Genomic DNA, 26,017 nt, shown 5'->3' with positions numbered 1-26,017 from the left:
CTTTGAAGCTTTCATCGCGTTAGAAACGTCTCATTTTTTGTGTCATTCGGTATCATCAACGTTAACAGACTTTCTTTTCGTTAGATTAGGCCGTGTGACTAATAAGTCTAATTTTGCCCCCACCTCTAAAGCGCCTTCATGTGTAAAGTGGCCATAATCAAAGGCGATAGGAACAGACTCGGCAGTCACTGCTTGGCATGCGTTGTAACCTTGGGGACAAAGTACATCGATCAATGACACATATTTAATGCCGTTTTCATTGGCTATTTTTTTGAAATCGTCATCTAAATTTTTTAATTCGGTATATTTATTCTGATTATCATTTTTTATATCGCTTATCTCATTCGTCGCCAATACACGGGGTAGATATTGGTAATATTCGATTGTTCTGCCAATAACAACCACTTCATCTGAGTATTGCTTTAAATGTTCAACGGTTGAGGGGAGTTTCGCTAAATCAGATTCCCACCATCTTGCTGAAAGAATGATACGGTTAAATCGATGAAATTTAATTAATTCATTCATCCCAAATTCCATTAAATCTATGCAGTAATGCTCGCCTTTGAAGGGGATTACGGGCCTACAGCCCGAAGAAGTAACTTGCGTTAATGTTTGTTTGTCGTTAAGCAACTCAGAAAATGCACTATTCCAGTGGGCAGCGTGGCTATCGCCTATAAGCAATATATTAAACTTCGTTTCATCAAAGGTATCGCATTCATCTTTATTATAAAAAGTAATGTCAGAGTACCCGCCAGTAAGAAAGCACTTGCCAGTTCTAAAGCCGCTATTACTATAGTTCATATATGATGAGTAGTAGAGCTGCTGCTCATTAAAGCGGTTGGGAAGCCCATTAAGTGAAAATATCATCAGTAACACAAGCGCACCACTGACCGCCAAAGAGCTTACAAACGTTCTGCTTTTGCTTTTTGTTGATTGTTTTGCGCTAAACGGTAATTCAATAAACCGCCAACTAAGGTAACCAAGTAGTATGGAAATCACCAACAAAGTGAGTTCATGAGCAATTTTTGGATATTCGTGGTTCATATTCATCTTATAAAACACTATGACTGGCCAATGCCAAAGGTATAGCGATTAGGATATATTACCGAAAAATCGGTTGATAGGCAGTGCCATTAAGCCTGAAAACACACCGGTTACGCTGCCAGCCCAAAGTACACACAAAGTCGCAACTGTGGGTAAAATTGCATTTATCCCAGGGAACAAAGTTGTTTTGTCATACAGAAAAAGACAAATGATAAGGGATGCCAATCCACCAAAACCAATGACGTTACTCAGGGATTTAGACAGCCCCATTTTATGTAAATTAAGAGCTAATAATCCCCCAACGATAAATTGCCAGAATCGGGTAGGGGAGATAAAGAATGCTAAAGACGGATCGGTGCGCACCAGATACTCACTGAGCACAAAACTCATCACCGCAATAATCCCTAAAAATAACTGCAGTGCCTTAGGTCTATACTTTATAATCCCAATGAGCAATATGGGAAATAAAATATAAAATTGCTCTTCTACAGACAGTGACCAAGTATGGAGTAACGGGGCTAATTTTAAATCTGCTGAAAAGTAGTCTGATTGGGTGTAAAAGAACATATTCGAAACGTAAAGCAATGTGGAAATGACGCTTTTAGCGAACATTGTCATTTCTTCAGGTAGCAAATAGCAATAGGCCGCGATCATCGTTACGATAACCGTTGCCAGCAAAGCAGGGAATAGGCGTCTTATACGTTTAATGTAAAAGTCAGATAGGCTAAATTTTTCCGCTCTAAGGTCACGGCAGATAAAACCGATAATCAAATAGCCTGAGATAACAAAAAATATATCAACCCCTAAATAGCCGCCGGGTAGTTTATAGGGTGATATATGGAAGATCACCACCGCCATTACTGCTAAAGCGCGTAACCCTTGAATATCCCAGCGATAATTTTTTGTCGACATATATTTTCCCTAAATCCTTGTATCAAATTCTGACTGCAGTATTTATGTTAATTTTCTATCCGTTGCATTGACTCTATTGCGGCCGCCGGATTTGCTTGTTGCCAATCAGCTAGCTGACGCAACTGCAGGTTAATATGCTGATCGATATTTTGTGGCGCTAAGCTAACGCCAATTGACGCGTCTCTTTCGTTTTCAGGCGTATTTAACCAGTCAACCAGTTTATCACCCAGGGCCTTTTTATAGTGCGACGATTCCCACCAATATTTTGGTTCAGTGTTACTCACTAAATCGAACGGCTCAGTGGTGTACTGATTGATCAAATTGAAATCGTAAATGGGAAAAGGTTTTGTATTGAGATTTGCAGCCACCGCCGCATTAACACTTACAATGGCTCTTTTCATATTCAAATGACTATTCAACGGAATACTACTTTGAGCGCTTATATTTATAAGTCGAACATGCGTTGGATTTAACATTAATGAAATATTGATACCACTGGTATGAGCTTTGGTTAGTAATCGCTCGTATATTTCAGTATTGCATTGAGTGCTATTTTTACCCCGTTTAATGTAGAATCCTTCACGTATTTTTACTCGTTCACTGAGCTTTTCACCTGATTGTGCGCTAAAGACAAAGCTAACCCGACGTCCAAAATCGTCATAGAATATCGATTTATTTACCGCCTTGAAACTGGCTTTTAATGTGTCTAAAGAAATTAAATATTTGGCGCGCATAAACTCAGCTTTTAGCCATTCAAAGTTAGTGCTGAAAAGCCCTGACAAGTCCCTAGATGAAGTCTTGCCAGATGAGCAGATCCCATCGACAACTAAATATACGGTTTTGGCTTGCGTTGAATACTGCATATTTTCAAATTGCTTTTCGACCTCCTCGATAGTGGGGCCCGGAAAAGAGTAATTAAACCGCTGTTCACCTTGTAATCGACTCACATCGAAGCCATAAAGGGTGCGTGAATTACCCAATACTAGAGTTTCAGGTTGACGCATTTTCACCTGCCATACCTTGTGGCTCTGCTCGAAACCGGTTAATTCACGGGTTCCCGGCGCTTGGTGATAATATTTAAGAGGGTCGATAACGTAGTTGACTCCCCCGAGCACAAGAGCGAATAGTAGTGTGGATAATATCCATATCGTTAAGTACGTTTTAGTGAGTTTCATAAAAATTGATACGGCCCGTTAAAAATTAAAATACAAAAATTCAGATAACTGACCAATCAGGCCCACTGAGATGACAAAACCAACCGCTGAGACCATAGCCGGGCCAAATGTTAACCAAGGTTTATCGACCGGTGGTTGGGTAAGTCGTTCCTCTACATACCGTGTGAGCTGCCCTGAATTTGGACAGAAAATAGCAATGATGAAAAGTAAAGTACAAACGACAATCGCTTTTGTTGTATAAAACAACGTACCTTTGAAAGGCTCGTTCAAATCGACCGCAGCCATTGCATTAAATATGTTAAAGGCTCCTTCGGTCGTTTCGGCTCTAAAAAATACCCATGCCACCATGACCGCTAACATAGTAAGTGCCCAATAGGCCGCATTTTCAATTTTTCCGATCGGCGTGGCAAAAAAACGCGCCCTAGTGGCCGTCCACCAGTGATTAACCACCAAATAGCTGCCGTGTAAGAAACCCCAAATCATAAAGTTCCAGCCGGCGCCGTGCCATATACCGCCTAGCACCATAGTCGCCATTAAATTAACGTAACGACGGCTCTTACCTTTGCGGTTACCGCCTAAAGATATGTATAAATAGTCCCGTAAAAAGCGGCTTAGGGTGATATGCCAGCGCCGCCAAAAATCCACAATACTGTGAGATTTGTAGGGGGAATTAAAGTTGTCTGGCAAACGAATACCAAACAGCATGGCTAAGCCCAATGCCATATCGGTGTAACCAGAAAAATCAAAATACAGTTGTAAAGTATAAGCCGAGGTGCCTAACCAAGCTTCAATAAAGGTCACACTGCTACCTGCATCCGCGGCGTTAAATACAGGCGTAGCGAAAATGGCGGCATTGTCAGCAAACACTACTTTTTTGAATATACCAATGCTGAATAGGGTCAAACCAAGGGCAAAATTAAGGGCATGGGGTTTAAAGGTTTCGTTGCGCTCAAATTGCGGCAGCATTTCTTTATGGTGAACTATGGGGCCGGCAATCAATTGCGGGAAAAAGGTCACGAATAGGCAGTAACGCAAGAAGCTATGTTCGTTTATTTCTTTGCGGTAGGTATCAACCAAATAGGCAATTTGTTGAAAGGTAAAAAACGAAATTGCCAAAGGCAAGGCAATTTTTGCCACAAAGTAATCCGTATTAGCTAGCCAGTTAAATTGGTCGACTAAAAAGTTGGTGTATTTGTAATAGCAAAGTGCAATCAGGTTAAGTGTTACGCCAATGCCAAGGGTAAATTTCGCCCATTTTTGATAGCGTCGATTGACGACATCGATGCACCTAGCCCAACCAAAATTAAATAATATCGAAATAATAATCAATACAAGATATTCGGCCTTCCACCAAGCGTAAAAGCCCAGCGATGCTAGTACTAAAAAACTAATAGCGGCTCTAGCCCCGAGCTTAGAAATTAAGAAATAGCCGCAAAGACAAAGGGGCAGAAATAAGAAAATAAATTCGTGTGAATTAAACAACATGGTGTATTTTAGTCCCTTAAAGTAACAATGGTTTTGGCGCGAGGCATTGTAACGTGTTTAACATTCTGAGCCTATGCCAAAGCAAGCTTTATGCCGCAAAAAATCGTATTAGGATGCCTATTTAAAGAAATCATACTTGAAGGTTAGCGCCTAATGTAGCCCCAAATAAATGTTTAGTCTTAATAGCCGGTAAAAATGGGGGCTAGGTCAACTTACAACTGTGATCAGGGTCTGAAGTATCCCCACAAATAATATATTCAAATTACAACGATATTTAAAACTGCGGAACATTCAGGGCATTTGAGGATTAGAGCAATCTCCAGACATTACTGATGAATTGATCCCATTAATGCAAATGCTATCTTGAAGAATACTCTGTCACTTGTCACGCTCAATATTCACAATGTAAGTTAAACTGCATTTTCTACTTGTGTGCAAAGCTTGCTAACCGGCAATGCGGCTACTGCCACGACTATGGGGCGAAATATTGAATTAACGGCATATGAAAAGCACACCATCAAGGGCGCTGACCGGTTTTGTTCTAACCGAGACCTATTGCTTGAAGCAGGTTACATTTGAAAGCGTATCTGCTATTTGTTTGGTTTTTTAATTAATTGGCATAAAGCTTCTTGTTTAAATTGGTCATAATACTTTTACTCATATTAATCTTTTGGAATTCTCATAAATAAATTCTAGTGCAAGGATAGTGAGCTATTATTTAACATAAGTCCTTATCTCTGGTTTAGGGAATAGGCCAGTTAATACGCTTTAAGATGTCTCAATTTTATAAAAAAGGATTTATTTATGAAAATTTATAACAGACTGATTTTATTCACGTTACTTTGTTTTTCTATAACCTGTTATACCGTAAAAGCTAATGCCGCTATGATTAGCTTCTCTTCTACCTATTCGGATGATTGGCAATTTAGCTTCCCACTTAATGAAAAAGTTGAAAAAATCAATGGATTGCTGCAAATTGATCCACTCCTCATTGATATGGATCCAACCATAAAGAGAGGTGAGTTTTCAGGATATTTAGGCTTAGCTTCGGAATTTTTTATAGATGGGAACCAAATATCACTTTCTGGTAAAGATTTTACTTTGAGAATTTTTGATAATTCAGGATGCGACTGTTTTTTCCTTGATATAGCACTCGACATGAAAATAGCAGGGGTCGACGTTTACTCTATGCTGTTTAACATTCAGCAGGAAGATGGGCAATTATTTACTGGCACATCGTTAGACGATTTATATGGATTTAATTTGGCTAATGAAGAACCTCGATTTATTTCTGCATCGTTAGATTTTGAAGACGAAACGGCGCAATATCAAAATTTTCTTGGCCGAGGGACATTTGAGTCTTTTATCATCTCAGATACTCGACTTAATATTGTTAACTCCCCTTATTCCAGTTTTATTTTCTTATCCGCTATGACGTATTTACTGATAAGACGCTCTGCTACTGTCATTCATAATAAGCTTAGGTGTTTTTTTAATTTGAAAAAATTAGGAATTATTTACCCGTGATTAATTATTGACCAAATAAAAAGAAAACAAGAATCGGCTATTTAGTGAATATGATGCGTTGATTAGCCGATTTTAGTGCCAGATTATTTACCATAAGCTCGTCAAATAAAGCTTAAGTATCTATTGTACGACGCCTACCATAACCTTTGTATCCTCATACGCCCCAGCGACGTCTGGCTCAGTGATTGGCTCGTATATTTTAATATTGCCGAACGTAACTTGAGGCACGACTGAGCCTTGGCTATCATCGTCATCCAAGGTAAAGACTAACCGATTGATGGAGCCGGTAACAAATTGGCCTAAATTAAAGGTAAGTGTTTCTGTGATATTGATCTGTGTGCTTTTTGGCCCATTTTCTTGCCATGCCTGGCTACCGAAAAACTTGAACAAGCGCCAATTGGTTAACGCATTATCGGTTTCGAACCCCATACCAATAATTTCCCCTAGTCCGTTATGGGTGACATCAACATCTACCATGGTGTCGGGGCTGATGATGTCGCTGTGGGTAAGGCTTTTCCACGTATTCCCGTAAAGGGTGATGTGCGAACCCTCTGGGGTAATCTCATAATTACCTTGGCTATCTTGATTGTCAAAAGACGAGACTTCAGCTGCATTAAGATAGATGGGCGCAGGTGAATTATCAGCCGAGGTTTCTTGGGCCAGCGCGTCGGCGGTGGCATTGGTACTTTGCACAAGTGAAAAATTGGGAATAACAAAACGCTGATCAATATTGAGTTGATAGGCAGCACCTGCCTGAGTGATAGCATTGATTTCTTCAGGTTGTTCTGACATCGGGTGATAGAAATCATCCCCTATTGTGGCTTTTACCACAGGAGTGTCGACGTCTGTGTTGTATATAACATTATTCTTAAAAGTGGATTGGGCATAAAGTTGCTTGTCGTAAATACCGTAACCCACTTGACTGCCATAATCCCGAGTAATAAAGATATTATTCACCGCGTTGACCCAAAACGTATCGTCGTTATCGACCTTTGAGGCGGCAATAGCATTGCGATTTGTGATAATAAGGTTTTCGAAGACGTTAGTGATACCTGCTGGGCGAGTCATGATGCCGCCCATTTTAATGGCCGTCCACTCTTTGCCTCGTTCGTCACCTAAGTCGTGAATGTAGTTATGGAATATATAACTGGGACCAATTGTATTGGGGGCGGTACTGATTCCACAGTAGCCTTGGGTCATTTCGTTGTTGTAAACCAATACATTGGCTTGGCCCCCATCGATTTCGATCAGGTCGTCATTCGCATAAGCTAGGTAGTTGTTATAAATAGCTGAGTCGCGCACAAATGCCCCAGAACGTTTGAAGTTTGACCGGCCCTCTATTACATCATTAAATCTATTTTCCGGCGTGCCGTAAAAACGGTTATTGCGCACTATATATTGGCCGCTATAAGCTTCGGTGTCGTGTTTGCCCCATATTAAGAAGGCGTTAGGGCCACTAGGGTGACCGACTTCCCAACTGTTGGCCTTACCATTAGGGGAGTGTATTTCGCAGTCTTCAATAACGACCACGCCACTGCGTTCTAAATAAATACCTGAGTCGTAGTTAATTAACCCTGTATTGTTGATAGTGTCGTATCCCTTACCGTTACGATACTCGTTGGCAACGCGGCCATAAGCTGATATATCGCAGCCCTTTATCCACACGTGATGTGTTTTATAGCCTTGTATCCCATAGCGTTCGCCGCCCTTAGTGTTGATATTTTCTAGCATGACATAGTTTTGGCGACCGATATAAATGGCTGAATTATCGTTTTCATTAGCCTGCACCGTCACGCCATCGCCGATGATTTTTGCCCAGCCGGTTGCGCTGCCTTCAATGCCCAGTGCTTCTAGGTTGAGCTGACCACCTTGATATATGTCGCTTAAATAGTAGATTTTACTCGGGTCAATGGGGGGCGCTTCGGCTCGGGTGGTAAAGCTATACTCTTGTACCGATAGTAATTCGCTGTTTTCACTAAGGGTAACTTTTATTGTGTAGTCAGTGTCTGGTTGTAAATAGACAATTGAACCTGATAACGCCCCTTGTATTGGCTCCCATTGAAGGGCTAAACCAGGCTGCCAGTCACTTTCACCTTGGGCTTTGAATTGTATTTCAGCTGCGCTATTTTGAGTTTGGTTGTACAAGGTGATACTGGCCGACTCCATAAGGGGCACAATACGATATTCCTCATCATTTGCTGCTGTCGCAGGGAATATCAGTGCTGGGTCGAAGCCCGCGCGCAAACTTGCGTTAGTGATCGTGTCATTCCTGATCTTATCGCTCTGAGCCAGCTTTTCTGCTAGACGATAACCGTCAATGGGAAATAGAGTAAGCGCAACATAAATATAGTTGCTTTGCTGTTTTTTCTGGCGTTCTATTAGTTGAATTGCACCTTGCTGTGAGTCTGTGCTTTTACTCATGGTTAGTAATAAATCAGCCGCTATTTTAGGATGTTTTTTTAATGCTTTTTTAGTGTTTTTGGGCAGCGCTTTTAGTATGTTTTTTTCTTTAAAGAAGGGAAGTAATTGTGCCGTTGAGGTTAGCTGCTTCTTGTTTATCTCGTGTAACAAATATTGACTAGGCTGTTGTGCAGGCTCTTTAACTGGTGCGTAAAAAATAGAGCAACTGGTTAGCCCAATAAGTAGGAATATAACGAATAAAATACGGCTTTTACTGCGTATGTTCGAACTAAGATTGGCTTGCATAAGTACTCCTGTGGGTTACTTAAAAACTGCGAGAGCGTGAGTGTGACAAGGGGCATTTAACAAAGCAACGTACATTCGTTGACTTGCATGAAGTTAGTATAAGTTAATATTATTGTTAGGGTGTAAAATTTACCTTTGTTGCGTTTTTGTGTGCTAATCGTTAGTCTTTTGTAACTTAAATTTTTAGCGTTTTCGATTCAATAAATGCACTGAAATGAAATTATGAGGTTTCTCGTGTTGCTCACGAACTTATATTAGGCATTTATTTTTCAATGATTTAGCAAAAAATCGCAGTAATAAAATACTGCTTACTGATATCATATTGCTGTTTTGATTATGTTAATATTTTTGCGCTAGTCGGTTTGACTATGTGTACTCATTAAGCACATGAGTCTGAACAACCATCATAAAATAATTCATCATAAAATAATGATGACGTTTTGCAGTAATGGAGTACCAACTTAAATGGCAACAGTGTGCGTAATTGGGGCAAGGAATATCCCTAACTTCATTGGCGGAATTGAAACCGTTTGCGCTCAGCTTTACCCGCAATTGTTGAAAATAGCACCAGAGTATTCCTTTGTCTTGTTTACTCGAGTTAAGCCTGTGGATAAAGCCCATCGGGAATATGCGGGGCTTAGCCTAAAATATATTCCTTCCTTGGATATCTCAGGCCTAGAAACCTTGCTGCATACGCTGTTTTCCATTATTTACGCTCGCTTGTTTATACACCCTAAAATTATGCATTTACACGGTATTGGCCCAGGTTTTTTTGCACCGCTGGCGCGCTTGTTCGGTTTTAAAACATTAGTAACGCACCACGCTGTTGACTACGAACGGCCTAAGTGGGGCCGGTTTGGGCGGGCTTTTTTAATTAAAGGCGAACGTAATGCCTGTCGGTATGCTCATTATGTGATTTGCGTCAGCCAGGCCATAAAAGATGATTTGGATACACGCTTCCCTAACAATGCCTCGCGGTATATCACTATTCGAAATGGCGGGTCATTAGACTTCACCGATCACATTGATGAGTCTGATATTTTACGGGAATTTTCACTCACATCTGAAGGCTATTTTCTGGCGGTAGGTCGGCTTGAAGAAACCAAAGGTTTTCATGAATTAATTGCGGCTTATCAGCAAATTAAACAACCCACTAAAAAATTGGTTATATGTGGGGTAGGGATACACGCAGAGCAATATGCAAAAAATTTGCTGTTAAACGCGTCTGAAAATATTATTTTTGTGGGTTATCAAACGGGTGAGCGGCTCAAAACATTGTATACCAATACCGCGTTGTTTATTCACCCTTCACATATGGAAGGTTTTTGTTTAGTGGTGACCGAAGCACTTTCTGCTGGTGTGCCCATTGCCTTGTCAGATATTCCACCACACCGAGAATTCAAATTACCTGAGGCGTGTTTTTTCAATATTGGTGACATCAATGCGATAGCCAGTATTCTGCAACAGCACGATTTTAACGCTTATCAATCACGAGAGGCGTTTGCTTATCAACGCTTAAATACATGGCTTGTTAACGCTGAAAAACATAAGGTTTTGTATAAAGCACTGTAGCCGTTTTCCCCTTTGTTAATAATAAATCATGACATAAACGAGCGAAAATTCTGCCAATATTCGTTGGCTATCTTATGTATCTCGAAGTCTTTACTGCGCAGAAGTGACATTTGCGCATAGTGTAATTGTGTTTCAGCGTTGCTCATTTCATTAATGGCAGACGTTAAGCTGGTGACCGATTTTATGGGCACCAGTAAGCCGTACTTAGCGCGATACATACTACTAATATGTAATTCGTTATCATTGGCTAAGATTTCTGCTGGCCCTGATTCGCAGTTTGATGCCACCACAGGTAAGCCTAATACCATGGCTTCTAACATCGCATTGGGAAATCCTTCATTAAGGGATGCAGAGATATAAAATTCAGCATTTTTCATGACCGAAAACGGATTTTTAGCATAACCAGCTAGATGCACCTTTTCACTTACGCCCATTGCGTCAATTAGCGTTTGTAACTCTGCGCGTGCATGCTTTTCGCCGTCTCCTAAAATAACCAAGTCGTAAGGGCAATTCGATTCGCAATAACCTTTGATAAGGTCAGTGAAGTTTTTGCTTTTCGTTAATCGACCCACTGCCACTATGTATTGGCGTTGCAGCGCAAGTTCATTGGGCTTTTCACCATCTTGGCATATTTGTGTAAGGTTGTAGGGGTTGAATATGGTCAGGGTTTTTTCTTTTGGTACACTGAAATTCTGTACTAAGTCGTTTGTGACGCCGGTTGATACCCCAAGTGCTTGGCTGGCAAAGCGATAAAGTAAGCTGGGTATCATTTTACTTAATTTCAACTTTGCACCAGAGAACTGTAGGGCCAAATGAGAGCTTAAGTGCATGCGTTCACAAATAATAGCGGGGCGACGGTTAAGCAAGCGATTGACTATCACATTTGCCACATTTGAGCGAACGAGCAGACTCACACATACGGTAGGTTTAAGCTGGGATAGTTTTCGTGATAACAAATAGATGCTGCGCATCAACGATCGGCGACTGTCTAGTCTGTGCACGGTGACAAATTCGGGCAGCACTCTGTTTTCTTTTTCAGTGTCGAGTAACACAACATGAATATCAAACTCTTCTTGTTGTGGAGCAGTCTGCAAAATATTGCTCAGAGCGCGTTCAGCGCCGCCTAGCCCAAGCGAATTGATAACAAAGACTACCACCGGTTTGTTCTCGCGCATTTATCCCTCTGCTTAGTATTTTTAGCTTTATGAGTGCCCATACAATATGTGCTTATGGTAGCAAGTTAATCTATTTGGGGGGTAGCTGCATGCACCACTATTTTAGTTCAGTCAAAAATAGCGCAAGGTGCTTAAGAATAATAAGTCTGCTTGGTGGGTATTATCTTTAAATGTAGGTGCCCGCTTGCCATTCGCCATTCGTTATACGCCGTTTATTATACGCTCTGAGGCGAAAAGGCCGGTGTCATTTAGCGCTAGCTTGAGTATGTTGTGTGCATTAGGCTAATAATATTGATTGAAGTGAGGCAGCTCGCTTATCAATCACTAAAACAAAAAAATCCAGCGAGATTATGCATCAAGCTGGATTTCTAAACTGGATCGGCTAATTCATATACCGACCCAATACGATTATTTTACTTGCGACGTAATCTAAAGATACCGGCCGCTGCAGCTAATAATACTAACAAGGTACCTGGAGCTGGTACATCAGTCGGTGCAGAAATAGTATCCGCTGCTGTCACCAATGTAAAACGTACTGCGTCAGCAATAATATTTTGGCCAGAAGTTGAATTGCTATCGTCTAGCGTAACCGAAGCGCCACTTAGGTCAAAACTGAAGTCGCCCAAGTTGTTCCAAATACCGCCATTTAATAATTGATTTACCGTTGTGCTAACAGTAGTAGAACCAGAGTCAATTGTTACCGCTGCGTTGTCTGCTCGAGTAGGCCCTGAATTCCAAAGCATTTCTACGGTCCAAACACCTGCAAGCCAATCAGTGCTGCTAGTAGGATCCCATACTGCGAAATCACCCGATACGTTTCTGGCATCAGCCATATAGTTAGAACCTATAAAACCAGATTCATAAGTGCTGTATGATAGGCCGCTAGAGGTAAAACCTGCATCAGTATTGTCTACGGTGATAACTGTCGCGTTAGCTGCTACAGAGGCAGTTAATAATGCACATGCACCTAGGGTAGCGAAAAAGCTTTTTAATTTCATATTCAGTGTTCCTACTGAGTTCAAGTTTATATAATTTCTGTACCAATATTGGTTAATAAATAACGTATTTTTGCTGGTACAAAACAACTAAATGCTATTAGTTTTTAATTTAATGCATGATTCATTCCACTTGATAAAAATGCATACTATTCAATCTGTTATGTCTAGCGGTATTATCATTTTTTGTAGGGTGTAAATTTAGCTGACAATTCTCGGTAAACAAACTTCTCGAGCATTATTTTTAAGCATTACGTAGGGTACAATTCGCTTCGGTAATAAATATTCTCGGGCAGTAAGTCACAACTTAGTACGCTTTTATAATGCCAATCCACGCTGACAAATAAATTATCGCTGGTTCAATCCGCTTTCTTAGTAAGTGACTCAATAACTAGCTTAATATGAGGTTTCAAGACGTGGTTTGACAGAAGTGATTTCTAGTTGTTTTAAGAAGAGATTTTAACAAGAGATTTCAATAAACACTTATAAGCTAAAACCCGCTGTTGAGTTGCGCCTGAATAAAACGCTACTACTCCGATTCAATAATACTGTGCTTATCTAGTCAAAGCCTTACTATGACGCAAGATGCGTTGTTGCCCTCAGTTAATCGGGAGGGGATAGTGAGGTAGAAAAACGAAAAAAATAGCGGGAAGAGGAAGGCCGATGTTATTTAAACATCGGCAGATTATTATTCGCCAGAGGCTTCAAGGACGCCAGATACTTCAAGGGTTGAGGAGCTTCCTTCGATTGCATTGACTATTTCGCCTTCAAGATAATAGCTCATGCTTTTTCCTGCTGAAACGGATATATGATGGGCGTCTTTATACATAATCTCACCGTTTTTGGTGCCACCGCATTTGTCGTTTTCACAAAAAAAGCTGTCTAGGGCTATCATATTTTTGCTCGGGTAAAGCATTTCTTCAAAGCGTTTTAGCTTGAGGTCATAATCACTTCTAAGTACAAATTCGTCAGACTTATTTAAGCCTAATTGATAACGGAAGAAGGCCCGGGGAACATTGGTTTCATGCTTGGGTATTTGCGGTACAAAAGCATATTTTAGATTATTGGCTTCAAAAAATTCTATTGTTCTTTGTAAAGCGGCATGCATTTCTTCAGCTTGTGAAATGTCAGTTTCGAGCAGTTCGTATTCGATGTAGTTGTCCCATGCGCTCACATCTAAAATTAAGTCGTAGTGATTAGTTTGGTCCAGTAAATATGCTTGCATAAATTTATTGTGATCATAGCAATCTTGGCTTCCTTTGCGTTTCGTCTCTACTAAGCTCGGGCACCCTGAGGTATTCATGGCGTGCACAGCAAATCGATCTGAAAAATTGTTTAGCGCTGACATTAACGCTGAAGCGTGAGAGTCGCCCCAAAGCAGTATCGAATATTCTGGGTTAACCCCTTCTTTTACAACACAGACTGAATATTGTCCTTTAAGCCGTTTAGTATCAGTACATTTATCTCTAAAGGGTTCGCTAACCAATGCTGCTGAGTACTCGCTAAGATTGTTTTCGGTAATGGGAAGTAACCGTGTATTGGATTGCGAGACAAAGAATGAAATGCAGGCGACCAAAAGGGCAGCAACACCCACCATACCGGTTCTTTTAAAGGCACCTTGATAAAAAGTAGGTTGTCTAAATGGTTGTTCAATAAAGCGGTATGAACAATAGGCGGCTACAAAGGTAAGTACAAAGTAGGCGGCTATATTGATTACCGACATATCGCCAACGATCCACTCAAAAGCAACCCAGATGGGCCAATGCCATAAGTAAAGCGAGTAGGACAACAGCCCAACGAACACAACAGGACGAGAACACAATACTCGGTATAAAACACCTGAGGTGCTGCGATCAATAAGGATCAATAATGTACCTAACACGGGTAGAACAGCATAAAAACTGGGAAACGCTAAATGCTTATCATACTGAAAAGCAGAAATAGCCACCAACACAAGGCCAATTTCACGTAAGTATTTTATCGTCTTAAATGCATCAGGCTTGTGGGTCAGGTGAATCGCAAATAATGCACCTAAGCCCATTTCGTAAAAGCGAGTAGGCAACACATAAAAGCTAACAAAACTTAAGTTGTTAGGCGCATAAAGATAGGCCAGTGCCAGTGATATTGAACATGCTGCACCTACCGTTAGTAGAATGGCGTTTTTCTTGAATTTGAGCCACGACAAAATAACCAATGAGAGCGGGAACAGAAAGTAAAACTGCTCTTCAACACTCAGGCTCCATGTGTGCAATAGGGGCTGAAGGGCTAAGCTCGGATTAAAGTAGCTGGATGTTTGCCAAAAATAAAAGTTCGAGGAAAATAGCAAAGATGCCACCGCAGAATCGGCCAATACCTGGAATAAATTAGGTGGGTACATAAATGCGAAAACGATTAATGTGACGAAGGTCATAGCAATGCTAGCGGGTAGAAGGCGTCTGGCCCGTCTTTTGTAAAAATCGACGAACGAAAAATTACCTGCTTGCATTTTTGGGTAAATGATCGAGGTGATTAAAAAGCCACTAATGGCAAAAAATATGTCTACCCCAATATAGCCACCAGGGAAAAAAGTAATTTTTGAATGGAATAGAATAACTAGTATAACGGCGACAGCTCTTAAACCGTCTATGTCTGCTCTGTATTTCATAATGAGCGAACCGCAGTATAAGGCGCGTTAACGACGTTAAAACAATTCAACTTATGTTGCTTGATAACGAGTCTGATTGCGGTAAATATGAGACACGTACTTACCGTGCATTGTTTTGCTATATTCGTATAAAACACTACTAAAACTTCCTCTGTCAGGACTACTAACTGCTTTTCTTAATAATATTACGATTATCTCGGGCAGCAAAATACACTGACATGTCTATTTTTGCAACAGTGATGTTGCCAAATGGCGACTAATTTTCAGCGGTTTTTGGCATGAAAATAATTTAAATTATCGTATTTTAAGAGTGGTTAATTAACCTTCTTTGCAATATTCAGAGAAGGAAATATGCTGGTAAACATATGCTTGAGTCAAAATCACTCGATTTAAAAAAAGATAAAATAAATACTCGTCTTGGTTGGTAATATACCCCTGTTTTTATATTAAAAGTTGATTATAAGAAAGCCACAATATAAAAATGCCCTTCCAGTTTGTTAAACTCGATTTTTATGCGTGGCAGTGATATACCCTCGCTAAAGTATGCAATGTAAATGTATTCTGATATTAAACACCTTAACCATGCCCACGTAGGATGAATTAAATTTGTTACAGCGAGATAAAGCGTTACTGATCAAATTAACCCTGTTCTATACCATATTTGTCATATTCGGCAGCTTAGTACCCTTTAATGTTAACCAGCTGTCGATGGCTGACGCCACGCAGGCATTTAGCCAGCTTAAAAAATTCGATTTTGGCATTGTTAATCGATCCGATTGGTTTACCAATTTTTTGCTGTTTATGCCCCTGTCATACCTACTTCTATTCATCATTGAGCGTCAAAAAGTCCCTTTTCTGCGTGTATTACAGCTTCTATTAATCTGTGCGGGCTTGATGTTGTTATCTATGGGAATTGAGTTCGCCCAGCTGTTTTTGAATGAGCGGGTGTCATCATTCAAAGATGTGATTGCTCAATTACTGGGCATGCTACTGAGCTATGTTGTGTATTTATTTACGCGGGTTAAGTTTATTAAAGTGGTGAATAAACTTAATCGTTATGGCGGCAAAAACAAATGGATAACCTATGCCAATGTTACTTTAGCGGTCTTGGTTATTTACAGCTTAATGCCGTTGGACTTATCTATTAGCCCAGTAGAAATTTATAACAAATGGCAAGAGGACAGAATATCGATTATTCCATTTGCGTCGTTTACATTTTCAATTAACGAAGGCGTATTTGGGATAGTGTCAGACATATTCCTATGGGGTTTTATTGCTTGGTTGTATATTCAAAGTGGCAAATACAATGCTGAATATATTCTAAAACTGTGTGTGTTTTATGCGCTGGGCATTGAGTTAGCACAACTTTTAGTGTTAAGCCGGTATACCGATACGACCGATATTGTCAGTGCATTTATTGGTGCCGCTATTGCGATAAAGTTATTTGTTAAGCAACGCATTTATGTAGCACAGAATAAGGCACCCAATGAGGCACAGAGTGAGCGGTTAAACACCCAGCCCCCGATGTCATTTTCATTGTTTGGCCAAGAGTCTGTGTTGGTACTTTGGTGCCTAATGTTGTTTTTCTTTGCTGTATACCCATTTGAATTAGTACAAAGTAAAGCGGCTTTATTTAGTAATTTTCAAGGTTTCTTCTCTGTTCCATTAGAAACCTACTGGCGTGAGGGGCCTTTGCAGGCGGTTACGCAATTACTCAGAAAAGTATTGTTAGTCGTTCCTTTGGGTTTACTTGTGGCGTCAATTTTAAACAAATATACCTTTGCAAAGAGTCATCGCATGATTGCCTATTTGCTCGCGGTTGCTTTTTTATTCGGCCTTGAATTACTTCAAATCTTCATTATTAACAAGGTCGCAGTGGCGAGCGATGTGGCATTAAATTTACTCGGTTTATATTTAGGTATAAAAGTGTACGTTTTGCATTCCAACAAAAAAACAACCGAGACACATGACGTTGAGGCTTGGCAGAACTACAAAAAATATTATGTGTTACTGGTGCTATTTTTCATTACCGTTTCGCTATATCTGATACACGGTGACGAACGCACACCCTATAATATTAAAGAGCTGTTTAATCAAGATTTCGTATGGTTGAGTTCGGCCCTTATGGCTTTGTCTTTAATTGTGGCATTTGCGCTGCCTCCCATCGTGCTTGATAAACTTATCGCGGTAAAAAGAACTTCAGCGCTAATCATGCTGTCAGCGACTATTGCACATTGCCTATTAGTGTTTAACTTGTTTTACGTGACTTTTCCTAATGAAAGTCTTTACGATATTTTGGGTTATCCTACTTGGCGCGAACAGTCGCATTATCTTGAGCTCGGGTATCGTTTTTTAGGTTTTTATCTGCCTATCTCGTCAGCATTTTTGTTAGTTTATAGTTGGTTAACATCAAGTCAATCAATCGCATTTAAGTCGAGTCGTTTGGCGTTCACTCTGATATATGCGTTTCTAATTTTACCTCTGTCGTACTTCATTGTGGTCGTTCAAGCGGGTACCGATAATATTATTGAATTGCTGCCCAACGAAGGTCACTCATTTAAGCTGCTTTATATCGTGATGTACTGTTTGATGCTGGTTTACATGACGGCTTGGTGGATTAAAAACGCCTATTCAGCCACTCTTTTGCGTATTACTGGTCATGCTATTTTGACCTTAGTGTCTGCGCCTATAGGGTATTACTTAATACAGCACGGCTTGCAAGACGTGATCATTAAATACGGCAGAGTCTTTTCTGGCCTGCAGTTTCTGTTAAGTCCTGCCCGGGATAGTTTATTGTCTGAAACGCAGATGTTTTTCCGCTTCTGTATTTTGCATTTTATGCTGTTAGTGCTGTTCTTTATTTCAGGATTTATGTCCCGAACTATTTCACTTAAGCATATTCCCTTGCCGATGCTAAAGAATACTTCGTCTGATATTGCTGGGCCGGTTAGTGACTAATCTTATTGTGCTTCACCTAAACCGTTACACTTTTTAAGTATTTCTGTGGGTTGCTGTTATGACCCTTTTGCTGCGAGCAAAAACTCGGTAAGGTACTGTGCTTGTTCATAATAACGTTAAGCAGAGGAATGCACATGTTGAAGTCGAAAATGAAATTAGTCATTGTGCTAGTAGGCACCTTTATGTGCTTAATAGTTGGGGCGGTTAATGCTAAAACCATTGGCGAATTCACCCAGAAAATGGAACACAAAAGTGGTTTTTTTGATTTTTATTATGACGGGGAAAATGACAAAGTTTATTTACGTGTTGATAAACTTGACCAGCCCTTTTTGTTTCAAAGTAGCTTGCCTCAGGGTATTGGCTCGAACGATATTGGCCTTGATCGCGGGCAACTCGGTGAAACCCGTTTAGTAAAATTTCAGCGCTTTGGCAACAAGGTGATGTTAAATCAACTTAATACTGCTTACCGTGCTAGTTCAGGCAACCCAGCCGAGCAAGCGAGTATCGATGAAGCCTTTGCCGATTCTGTGATTGCAGGTTTACCCGTGGTCGCCGCCGACAAAAATATTGTGCTGGTGGATTACACGGCTTTTTTGTTTTCTGATATTCATCAAATTAGTGACCGCTTAACTGCGACCAAGCAAGGCAGTTATAGCCCTGACGCCGGTCGCAGTGGCGTATACCTAAAACGCAGCAAAGCGTTTGTGGATAACACCGAGCTCGAGTCATTGGTCACCTTTGCAGGCAACGGCCCAGGTGAATTTGTTGAACAAGTGACCCCCGCACCTAAAAGCATTACCGTACATTTGCATCATTCACTTATCCGTTTACCCGATGATCAATATCAGCCGCGTAAATTTGTGCCGTATTCAGGTTATTGGGCCGCCGGTTATCAAGATTATTCAGCGCCCCTTGATCAAAGTATGACGAAGCAGTTTATTCCTCGCCATCGCCTGACGAAGAAAACCCCTAACGCTAAGGTCAGCGAAGCGGTTGAACCTATCGTTTATTACCTTGACCCTGGTATTCCTGAGCCTGTGTTGGGAGCATTACTCGACGGAGCAAGCTGGTGGGATCAAGCATTCATTGATATTGGCTACAAAAATGCTTTTCAAGTGAAAATACTTCCTCAAGGCGCTGACCCAATGGATGTGCGTTATAACGTAATCCAGTGGGTGCACCGCGCCACAAGAGGTTGGTCTTACGGTAGCTCAGTAGTTGACCCGCGCACGGGTGAGATATTAAAAGGTCATGTGACCTTAGGCTCGTTGCGCGTAAGGCAGGATTACTTAATCGCTCTTGGACTAACGAGTCCATTTAAAAACGATTCAAATGGTCAAAGTACCAACACCGACACACAAAAAAATATGGCTTTAGCGCGTATTCGTCAGTTGTCTGCTCATGAAGTGGGTCACACCCTAGGCATTGCCCATAACTTTGCCACCAGTGAGTATGGTCGCGAGTCGGTTATGGATTATCCGCACCCACGAATTACCTTAAAGGATGGTCAAATTAGTTTGCAAGGTGCGTATGCCACGGGCATGGGCGCATGGGATGATTATGTGATTGCTTATGGTTATCAGAATTACCCCAATCAACAAGAAGAAGCAAAAGGTTTGCACGCATTGGTCACAAAAGCCCGAGCCAGCGGTATGGGGTATCAGTCGGATCCTGATGCGCGACCTTTACATGCTGCGAATCCTTCGGGTAGCTTATGGGATGAGGGCAGTGACGCCGTTGCTGAACTCAAACGTATTAGCGAAATACGCAAAGTCGCCCTAAACCAATTTGGCATTAATAGTATTCCTTACGGCAGTACGTTGTCTTCTTTAGAAGAACGCCTTGTGCCCATTTACCTACTGCATCGGTACCAACTTGATGCCGCAGCAAAGCTATTAGGCGGCGTTGAGTACGAGTATGAAAGCAAAGGTGATTATGCCCAACCCAAAGGCGCGCAGGTTGTTAGCGCCGATGCGCAAAAAGGCGCATTGAGTGCATTGCTTGATACTATGCAAGTCGAATATTTGCGGGTACCTGAGCATATCATTGACCTTATTCCCCCTAAAGCGTATGGCGAGTCACGTAATCGCGAAAGTTTTAACGGGCGCACCGGGTTAACGTTTGATCCGGTATCGGCAGGGGAGTCCGCAGCTAATTACACCTTGAGTTTGCTACTACAACCCCAGCGTTTAAACCGACTAGCACAGCAATACAGCATGAATAAAGACTTGCCTAGTGTGAACAGTGTTATTGGCGCGTTATTGTCGCGCAGCCTTAAACAAGACAGTGAAACTCAGCTTTCACAGCGTATTAATTACGTGGTGTTAGATGGCTTGGTGAATGTTTTGTCTAATCCAGAACTTGCACCTGAAGTTGAAGGCGCCATTGAGTTGCAACTGCGAGACTTAACTAAGTGGCTAGATAGCCTAAAAAAACGCGGGCAAAACCGTGTATTAGCCGAGCAGTTAAAGCAGTTTTGGCAAACGGGACAATGGCCGTCGCATTTTGTTGCTAAGCAGTTACCACCCGGTTCTCCGATATAGCGTCAGCTGCGGGAGAGGGGTTAGGCCTTAAGTAGAAGTCTACAGGCTAGAGTAGGTGTTGTTGTTCAGTCGAGTAATTGTAATTTAATGGGAGAGTCTGCAGTTAAACGAGGAGGATTAACCTCTACCAGTGAGCAAAATCTAAAGTCGGCAAGGTGACATGTTTATTCACCTTGTCGCTTTTCGACCTGTGAACGCAGCCATTGTCGGGCTTCTGTTTCATCCTCAAAAAATGCATGTTTGAGGGTGGTTTGTTGGTAAATGTTCTCCCAGAACTGCTCAGAAATACCTTTATATTGCACATCATCAAATACCACCGCCGTGGCGACTAAATTCATGTTTTGTGCTTGCTTAATTGCTTCAACCATCATGATAGATGCTTCTGGCGGTAATAAAGGCTCGCCGCTTAAAATCGTTAAGCTGGCCCAAGGCTTTGCACATAATTGTTCTCTGTAATGGTGTATTTCACGTTGATAACGAATAACCATCTCAGTATTGGCAGGGCCCCGACCACGTATTACTAATAGGGTACCCTCAATCGCTATACTTAACGCCCCGTGTGCCGGGAAATTTCTGTTTACCACTGTGCATTCCTTTGATATCTATCAATTTACCTAATAGGTATAACACAATTTGATACGATATATATAGCGAGTAGATCAGTTTAGTTTGAGACTAAACTGTCGCGGAAAAATTTTGCCGAGTCGATAAACCAAGGTACGCATCAAATACCATACATATATGACGCAGGAGTAATTGTGCTTTGTAAGAAATGCAAATAGCATGCGATAAATTCGATACTATTTGATCATCGATAAATGGGCGCAGTTTATCTATTTCATCGGCAAAATATTTATCGAAATCAATATCAAATTTTACTGATATTGCGGCTTTGTCAACGGTAAGATTACACATGATGTCACTGATTACGTGCTGACGTATATGATCATCTTTGCTCAATACCAGACCTTTTTCAGGAGCGGCTTTATCGTGTTCAATCGAATAATAGTAACCATTGAGATCTTTATGATTTTGGCTGTAGCTGTCGCCAATAGCGCTTATGGCCGACACGCCCAAACCTAATAAGTCAGAGTCGGCTTCCGTGGTGTAGCCTTGAAAGTTGCGAGTTAGCGTTTTGTTGTGTTGAGCCTTAGCCAGTTCGTCGGTGGGCAAAGCAAAATGGTCTATCCCAATAAATTGATAACCGTAACTACCCAGGGTTTCGATGGCTAAGCGCATAAGTATCAATTTTTGCTCGGCATTTGGCAATGCATCAACCGGGAGTTTACGCTGCGCCGCGAACCGTTCTGGTAAATGGGCATAACTGAAAAGTGAGACCCGTTCAACTTGCATCTTGTGTACTGCTTCAAGGGTTTTAGCGAAGCTTTCTGGGGTCTGAAAGGGCAGGCCGTATATTAAATCAAGGTTAACCGAGCGAAAGTTGCGTTGTTTAGCGCGTGTTATTAATGCTTCTATTAATTCTGTAGATTGTTCGCGGTTAATGGCTTTTTGCACTTTAGGATCGATGTCTTGCAGACCAATGCTGAGTCGGTTAAAGCCCATATCAGCCATGGTATCAATGCGCTCACACGTCATATCTCGGGGGTCTACTTCTATGGCTATTTCTGCCTCGCTGGTGAAGTTGAAATACTTTTTGAGGCTATCCATTAGGCGCTTCAATTGGATGTCGTTTAAGAAGTTAGGTGTACCGCCACCTAAATGCACCCGCGTTACAGGTTTGTGGCCCATGTGTTGTGCTTGTAATTCGATTTCTTTAATTAGGTAATCCAGATACACGTCGCCCTTTGATTGCAGACGCGTGACAACTTTAGTGCATCCGCAGTAGTAGCACAGCTTATGACAAAATGGGATGTGCACATACAAGGATAAGGTTTTATTGTTACTTTGCTCAATGGCTTTCAGCAAGTCTGGTTTGCCAAACTTGGGGGTAAAATTCAGCGCCGTAGGGTACGAAGTGTATCGCGGACCACGGGCGGGGTATTTTTGTAATAAAGCAGAGTCAAACATAACAGAGGAATGCATAAAGTGTGCTCGCAAGTAAATATGGGTGAATGAAAAATAACCCTGCGAGTTTAGTAGAAGTGTAAATTAGAAAATTGATCTAGAACAAGAAATGCCAAGGCTGACGTGTTATTCAGCCTTACATAAATAGTATTTTTTACGTGCTTAAAGTTTACCCTTTGAAACCAAAGAACTTATTTTTTATTATCTCTTCGGATGCACCTTCTGGCAGAGAATTCTCCCAATCACCGCGACCATTACTTAATTGCTTCAATACATCACGGGAGAATATTTTAAACAGTTGATGGTCACTGCAGTCTATGCCTTGGATAAAGTTGTTTTCTAGCAGGTGACGGTATAAAAAGCGCAAATGTTCAGGCACCTTAACCGATACAAAATCGTGCAGTTCACCGTGTTCATCAAGTTCAGGATAAACGAATAAGCGGGTGTTATCAGGGAATAACTTACCAAAGCCTTCTAAGATCCCCCCTTCAACACCACGATAAGATTCTTCGTCGAAGATTTGCTTGATGTTGATCATACCAACCACAATACCGATTTGTAACTTGGTGTACTGCCTAAAGTAGGCTCTGAGCGAGAAGTAACGTGTGTAATCCGACACCATAACGTTATAACCCAATGAGTTAAGTAACTGCACTCGAGCGATAATATCTTTGGACGGTACTTTGGCGTCGTTGCCTCGGCTATCGTTTAGGGTAATTTCAGCAATGGCCATGGTATTACCTGCTTCAACACCCGGTAACTTACTAAATGCTAACTGACCTTGTTCAATCATGTCTACATTAAGCTTGGTCACTGGGCGAAATGAGCCGCGTATAGTCAGTACGTTCTTTTTATAAAGCATTTCAGCTGGCACGGCCACTGTGCCGTCTGGCTTGAACATAATGGCTCGGGTCTTCCAGCTTCTGATCAGGTGAATGTTCTTAGCACGGTTATCCACGTCTTCGAAGTAAGGCCCTTGAAATTCAATGGAGTCGATTTCAATGCGACCCGATTTAATATTGTCGGTTAGTGAATCGATGATTTTCTTTGGGTTTTCAAAATAATAGTAAGCGGCATAAATTAAGTTAACCCCAATAACACCAAGCGCTTGTTGCTGTGCTTCGGCGTTGTCGTCAAGCATGCGCACGTGGACTGTAATGTCTGATGGTTCAGCACCAGGATACATCTGCACGCGTATACCACACCAAGCATGACACTCGCTAACGCGATTAAAGCTTTTAGCGGCCACTGTGGCGGCGTAAGCAAAATAGCGAGATGACTTTGAACGGGTTTCGCCAACGCGGTCGAGCACTAGCTCAAATTCTTGCTGCACCATCGCATTAACACGAGCTTCACTTACGTAACGTCGGTCTTCTTGCACACCGTAAATAGCATCGGAGAATTTCATATCATAGGCCGACATCGTTTTAGCGATGGTACCTGCAGCTGCACCCGCCAAGAAAAACTGTCGTGCGACTTCTTGGCCTGCGCCAATTTCGACTATCGTTCCGTATTTCTTTTCATCAAGATTCAGGCGTAATGCTTTGGCGCTGGTATTTCGCGAACTGGTCTGGTTGTCCATGGTTTCTCCAAAAGAATGTATGGGATTGACCCATGTAATGGCTGGTTTTTTTGTTACCTGTGCGCATTATACGCACTAAAATAACTTGCTGCGTATAGAACGTGGCTGCTCTCGTAATTTTAAACCCTAAATAGGAGCACTTAACGCCAAGCCTAATCAGCTAAGCACGTTTGTTTTTCAACACTGAGAACGTTACGCACATGATGCAAATCGCCATCATTTTTAGCCGGTGTAATGCCTAATGCACACGCTAAAAGATTATACACTTCAATATTGTCAAACGAGGCTACATGACTGTGCTTTGCAAAAGCTGGACCGTTAGCAATAAACGTGGCAGCCATTTCAGGGGCTTGATTGTCATAACCGTGCGTGGCCGAATGTTGTAATGTAAATGGCTCAGGTAAAGCGCCATTTTCACTGGCATAAACGCTCCAACCGGTATCCGCTAATAACATTAGATCGGGTCCGCGCTCTGGGTGATCAAAATGATAATTGGCTGGAAACTCCCCACGTTTTAATACGCGCAGATGCTCGATAGGTTGTTGAATTAGCGCTTGGTATGCACTGTCGATGTGCGCTTGATCACCATAGAGGTTCAAATAAGATGTGAATACAGGACGACTCTTGTTGTGCCAGTCAGGAATATTAAAATGCGACCAATCAACCCGAGAGTTTAGATTAATCACGCGCTCGTCCGCAAGATTAGCCATGCCGTGATCAGACACAACAACGATATTGGTATCGTCGCTTAGGGCAAGTTTATTTATACTGGCAATTAAATCACCGATGTGTTTATCAACATTTTTAATGGCGTTTATTTCTTGCGGAGAATTAACACCATGCTCATGGGCGGCACTGTCGACGGCAGAAAAATACAAGGTCACTAAGTGTGGACGCTGAGCTTCGGGCTTGGTTAACCATTGCAACACCTCGGTTACGCGTTCGCCGTAGTCTTTATCTTGCTTAAAGGGCTTCCAGTAAGTCGGACGCACATTATCAATCGCGACTTCTGAACCCACCCAGAAATAGGTCGCGGCCTTCACATTTTGCTTTTCTGCAGTGATCCAAATGGGTTCGCCGCCCCACCAGTGTGGGTCGTTAATATCTGTTTTACGTGAAAATCCACGGTTAAGGGTGCGATCAAAAGGGTAGTTTGACACGATCCCGTGATGCTCTGGATGCAACCCCGTTGCCAAAGAGTAAAAATTGACAAAGGTTTTGCTCGGCATTGCCGGGGTCAGACTGGTTGCCGTTACGCCTTGTTGGGCAAGACGATATAAATTGGGGGTATTTTGCTGGCTAATGCTAGCAGGGCGTAAGCCGTCAACTCCAATCATAATCACGAACGGCTGAGCGCTTTCGGCACATGCCAACCCATAAAAGGCACACGTTAATAAAGCAACAATACAGCGTAGAAGTGTCATAGCGATACCCAAATTTTAAAGTTAAATAGACCAAAATGAACGCTTTATTGGTTGTAACCCAGATGAGTAAGCCCAGCGATAGCACACTATAGCGAATAATTATGGCTTGCAGTAGACGGGCGCAGGAATTTTTTATTATAGGCAAGCTGTTTGTGACGTTTAACTCGCTAGTTTTCTGCAAAAGGTGAAGCTGGAGCACCGTTGAGAGTCCTTTCATCGGAAATATAGATTGTCTGAATCTGTTTTAATC

At 41.6% G+C, this 26,017-nt stretch carries 16 protein-coding genes; 4 read left to right on the top strand and 12 right to left on the bottom strand.

Annotated elements, in window-relative coordinates:
• Window positions 1-42: 42 nt before the first annotated feature.
• The 4 genes from GQS54_RS11320 to GQS54_RS11305 are packed head-to-tail and all read right to left on the bottom strand — an operon-like array spanning window position 43 to window position 4,616.
• On the bottom strand, window positions 43-1,044 hold the full coding sequence (locus GQS54_RS11320; protein ID WP_166424092.1) for an SGNH hydrolase domain-containing protein: 1,002 nt from the start codon (window positions 1,042-1,044) through the stop codon (window positions 43-45).
• 48 nt (window positions 1,045-1,092) lie between these two features.
• Entirely contained in the window at window positions 1,093-1,956 is an 864-nt protein-coding gene (locus GQS54_RS11315; RefSeq protein WP_166424091.1) for an acyltransferase, read from the bottom strand.
• A 47-nt stretch (window positions 1,957-2,003) separates the two neighbouring features.
• Window positions 2,004-3,131, bottom strand: a complete 1,128-nt coding sequence (locus GQS54_RS11310; RefSeq protein WP_166424090.1) for a hypothetical protein — start codon at window positions 3,129-3,131, stop codon at window positions 2,004-2,006.
• An 18-nt stretch (window positions 3,132-3,149) separates the two neighbouring features.
• Complete coding sequence (locus GQS54_RS11305) at window positions 3,150-4,616, bottom strand: MBOAT family protein (protein WP_166424089.1); 1,467 nt, start codon at window positions 4,614-4,616, stop codon at window positions 3,150-3,152.
• 804 nt (window positions 4,617-5,420) lie between these two features.
• Here GQS54_RS11305 and GQS54_RS11300 point away from each other — a divergent pair.
• Entirely contained in the window at window positions 5,421-6,143 is a 723-nt protein-coding gene (locus GQS54_RS11300) for a hypothetical protein (RefSeq protein ID WP_166424088.1), read from the top strand.
• Window positions 6,144-6,263: 120 nt separating this feature from the next.
• On the opposite strand, the gene GQS54_RS11295 is transcribed toward GQS54_RS11300, so the two are convergent.
• Window positions 6,264-8,849, bottom strand: coding sequence for a right-handed parallel beta-helix repeat-containing protein (locus GQS54_RS11295; protein WP_166424087.1), 2,586 nt, complete (start codon window positions 8,847-8,849; stop codon window positions 6,264-6,266).
• 465 nt (window positions 8,850-9,314) lie between these two features.
• On the opposite strand from GQS54_RS11295, the gene GQS54_RS11290 reads away from it, so the two are divergent.
• Window positions 9,315-10,421 (top strand): glycosyltransferase, encoded by a 1,107-nt coding sequence (locus GQS54_RS11290; RefSeq protein WP_166424086.1) that lies wholly within the window; start codon window positions 9,315-9,317, stop codon window positions 10,419-10,421.
• A 26-nt stretch (window positions 10,422-10,447) separates the two neighbouring features.
• Here GQS54_RS11290 and GQS54_RS11285 read toward each other — a convergent pair whose 3' ends face one another.
• The 3 genes from GQS54_RS11285 to GQS54_RS11275 all read right to left on the bottom strand — a co-directional run bounded on the left by GQS54_RS11285 (window position 10,448) and on the right by GQS54_RS11275 (window position 15,235).
• Window positions 10,448-11,596: a glycosyltransferase gene (locus GQS54_RS11285; protein ID WP_166424085.1), complete on the bottom strand. Its 1,149-nt coding sequence runs from the start codon at window positions 11,594-11,596 to the stop codon at window positions 10,448-10,450.
• A gap of 413 nt (window positions 11,597-12,009) precedes the next feature.
• Window positions 12,010-12,594, bottom strand: coding sequence for a PEP-CTERM sorting domain-containing protein (locus GQS54_RS11280; RefSeq protein WP_166424084.1), 585 nt, complete (start codon window positions 12,592-12,594; stop codon window positions 12,010-12,012).
• Between the two features lie 685 nt (window positions 12,595-13,279).
• On the bottom strand, window positions 13,280-15,235 hold the full coding sequence (locus GQS54_RS11275; RefSeq protein ID WP_166424083.1) for an acyltransferase family protein: 1,956 nt from the start codon (window positions 15,233-15,235) through the stop codon (window positions 13,280-13,282).
• A gap of 606 nt (window positions 15,236-15,841) precedes the next feature.
• Here GQS54_RS11275 and GQS54_RS11270 point away from each other — a divergent pair.
• Window positions 15,842-18,193 (top strand): VanZ family protein, encoded by a 2,352-nt coding sequence (locus GQS54_RS11270; RefSeq protein ID WP_166424082.1) that lies wholly within the window; start codon window positions 15,842-15,844, stop codon window positions 18,191-18,193.
• 134 nt (window positions 18,194-18,327) lie between these two features.
• The gene (locus tag GQS54_RS11265; protein WP_166424081.1) at window positions 18,328-20,736 is read left to right on the top strand and encodes a zinc-dependent metalloprotease; all 2,409 of its coding nucleotides are present in this window, start codon (window positions 18,328-18,330) and stop codon (window positions 20,734-20,736) included.
• Between the two features lie 164 nt (window positions 20,737-20,900).
• On the opposite strand, the gene GQS54_RS11260 is transcribed toward GQS54_RS11265, so the two are convergent.
• The 4 genes from GQS54_RS11260 to GQS54_RS11245 form a co-directional block, all read right to left on the bottom strand.
• The gene (locus tag GQS54_RS11260; protein ID WP_166424080.1) at window positions 20,901-21,320 is read right to left on the bottom strand and encodes a hypothetical protein; all 420 of its coding nucleotides are present in this window, start codon (window positions 21,318-21,320) and stop codon (window positions 20,901-20,903) included.
• A gap of 91 nt (window positions 21,321-21,411) precedes the next feature.
• Entirely contained in the window at window positions 21,412-22,779 is a 1,368-nt protein-coding gene (gene hemN / locus GQS54_RS11255) for an oxygen-independent coproporphyrinogen III oxidase (RefSeq protein WP_166424079.1), read from the bottom strand.
• Between the two features lie 151 nt (window positions 22,780-22,930).
• Entirely contained in the window at window positions 22,931-24,343 is a 1,413-nt protein-coding gene (locus GQS54_RS11250; protein ID WP_166424078.1) for a TonB-dependent receptor, read from the bottom strand.
• A 152-nt stretch (window positions 24,344-24,495) separates the two neighbouring features.
• On the bottom strand, window positions 24,496-25,767 hold the full coding sequence (locus tag GQS54_RS11245) for an ectonucleotide pyrophosphatase/phosphodiesterase (RefSeq protein WP_166424077.1): 1,272 nt from the start codon (window positions 25,765-25,767) through the stop codon (window positions 24,496-24,498).
• Between the last annotated feature and the right edge of the window lie 250 nt (window positions 25,768-26,017).

Origin of the sequence: Paraglaciecola sp. 20A4, assembly GCF_011378905.1 — a bacterium.
Lineage (GTDB): Bacteria > Pseudomonadota > Gammaproteobacteria > Enterobacterales > Alteromonadaceae > Paraglaciecola.
This window is presented reverse-complemented; position numbering and strand designations above follow the sequence as displayed.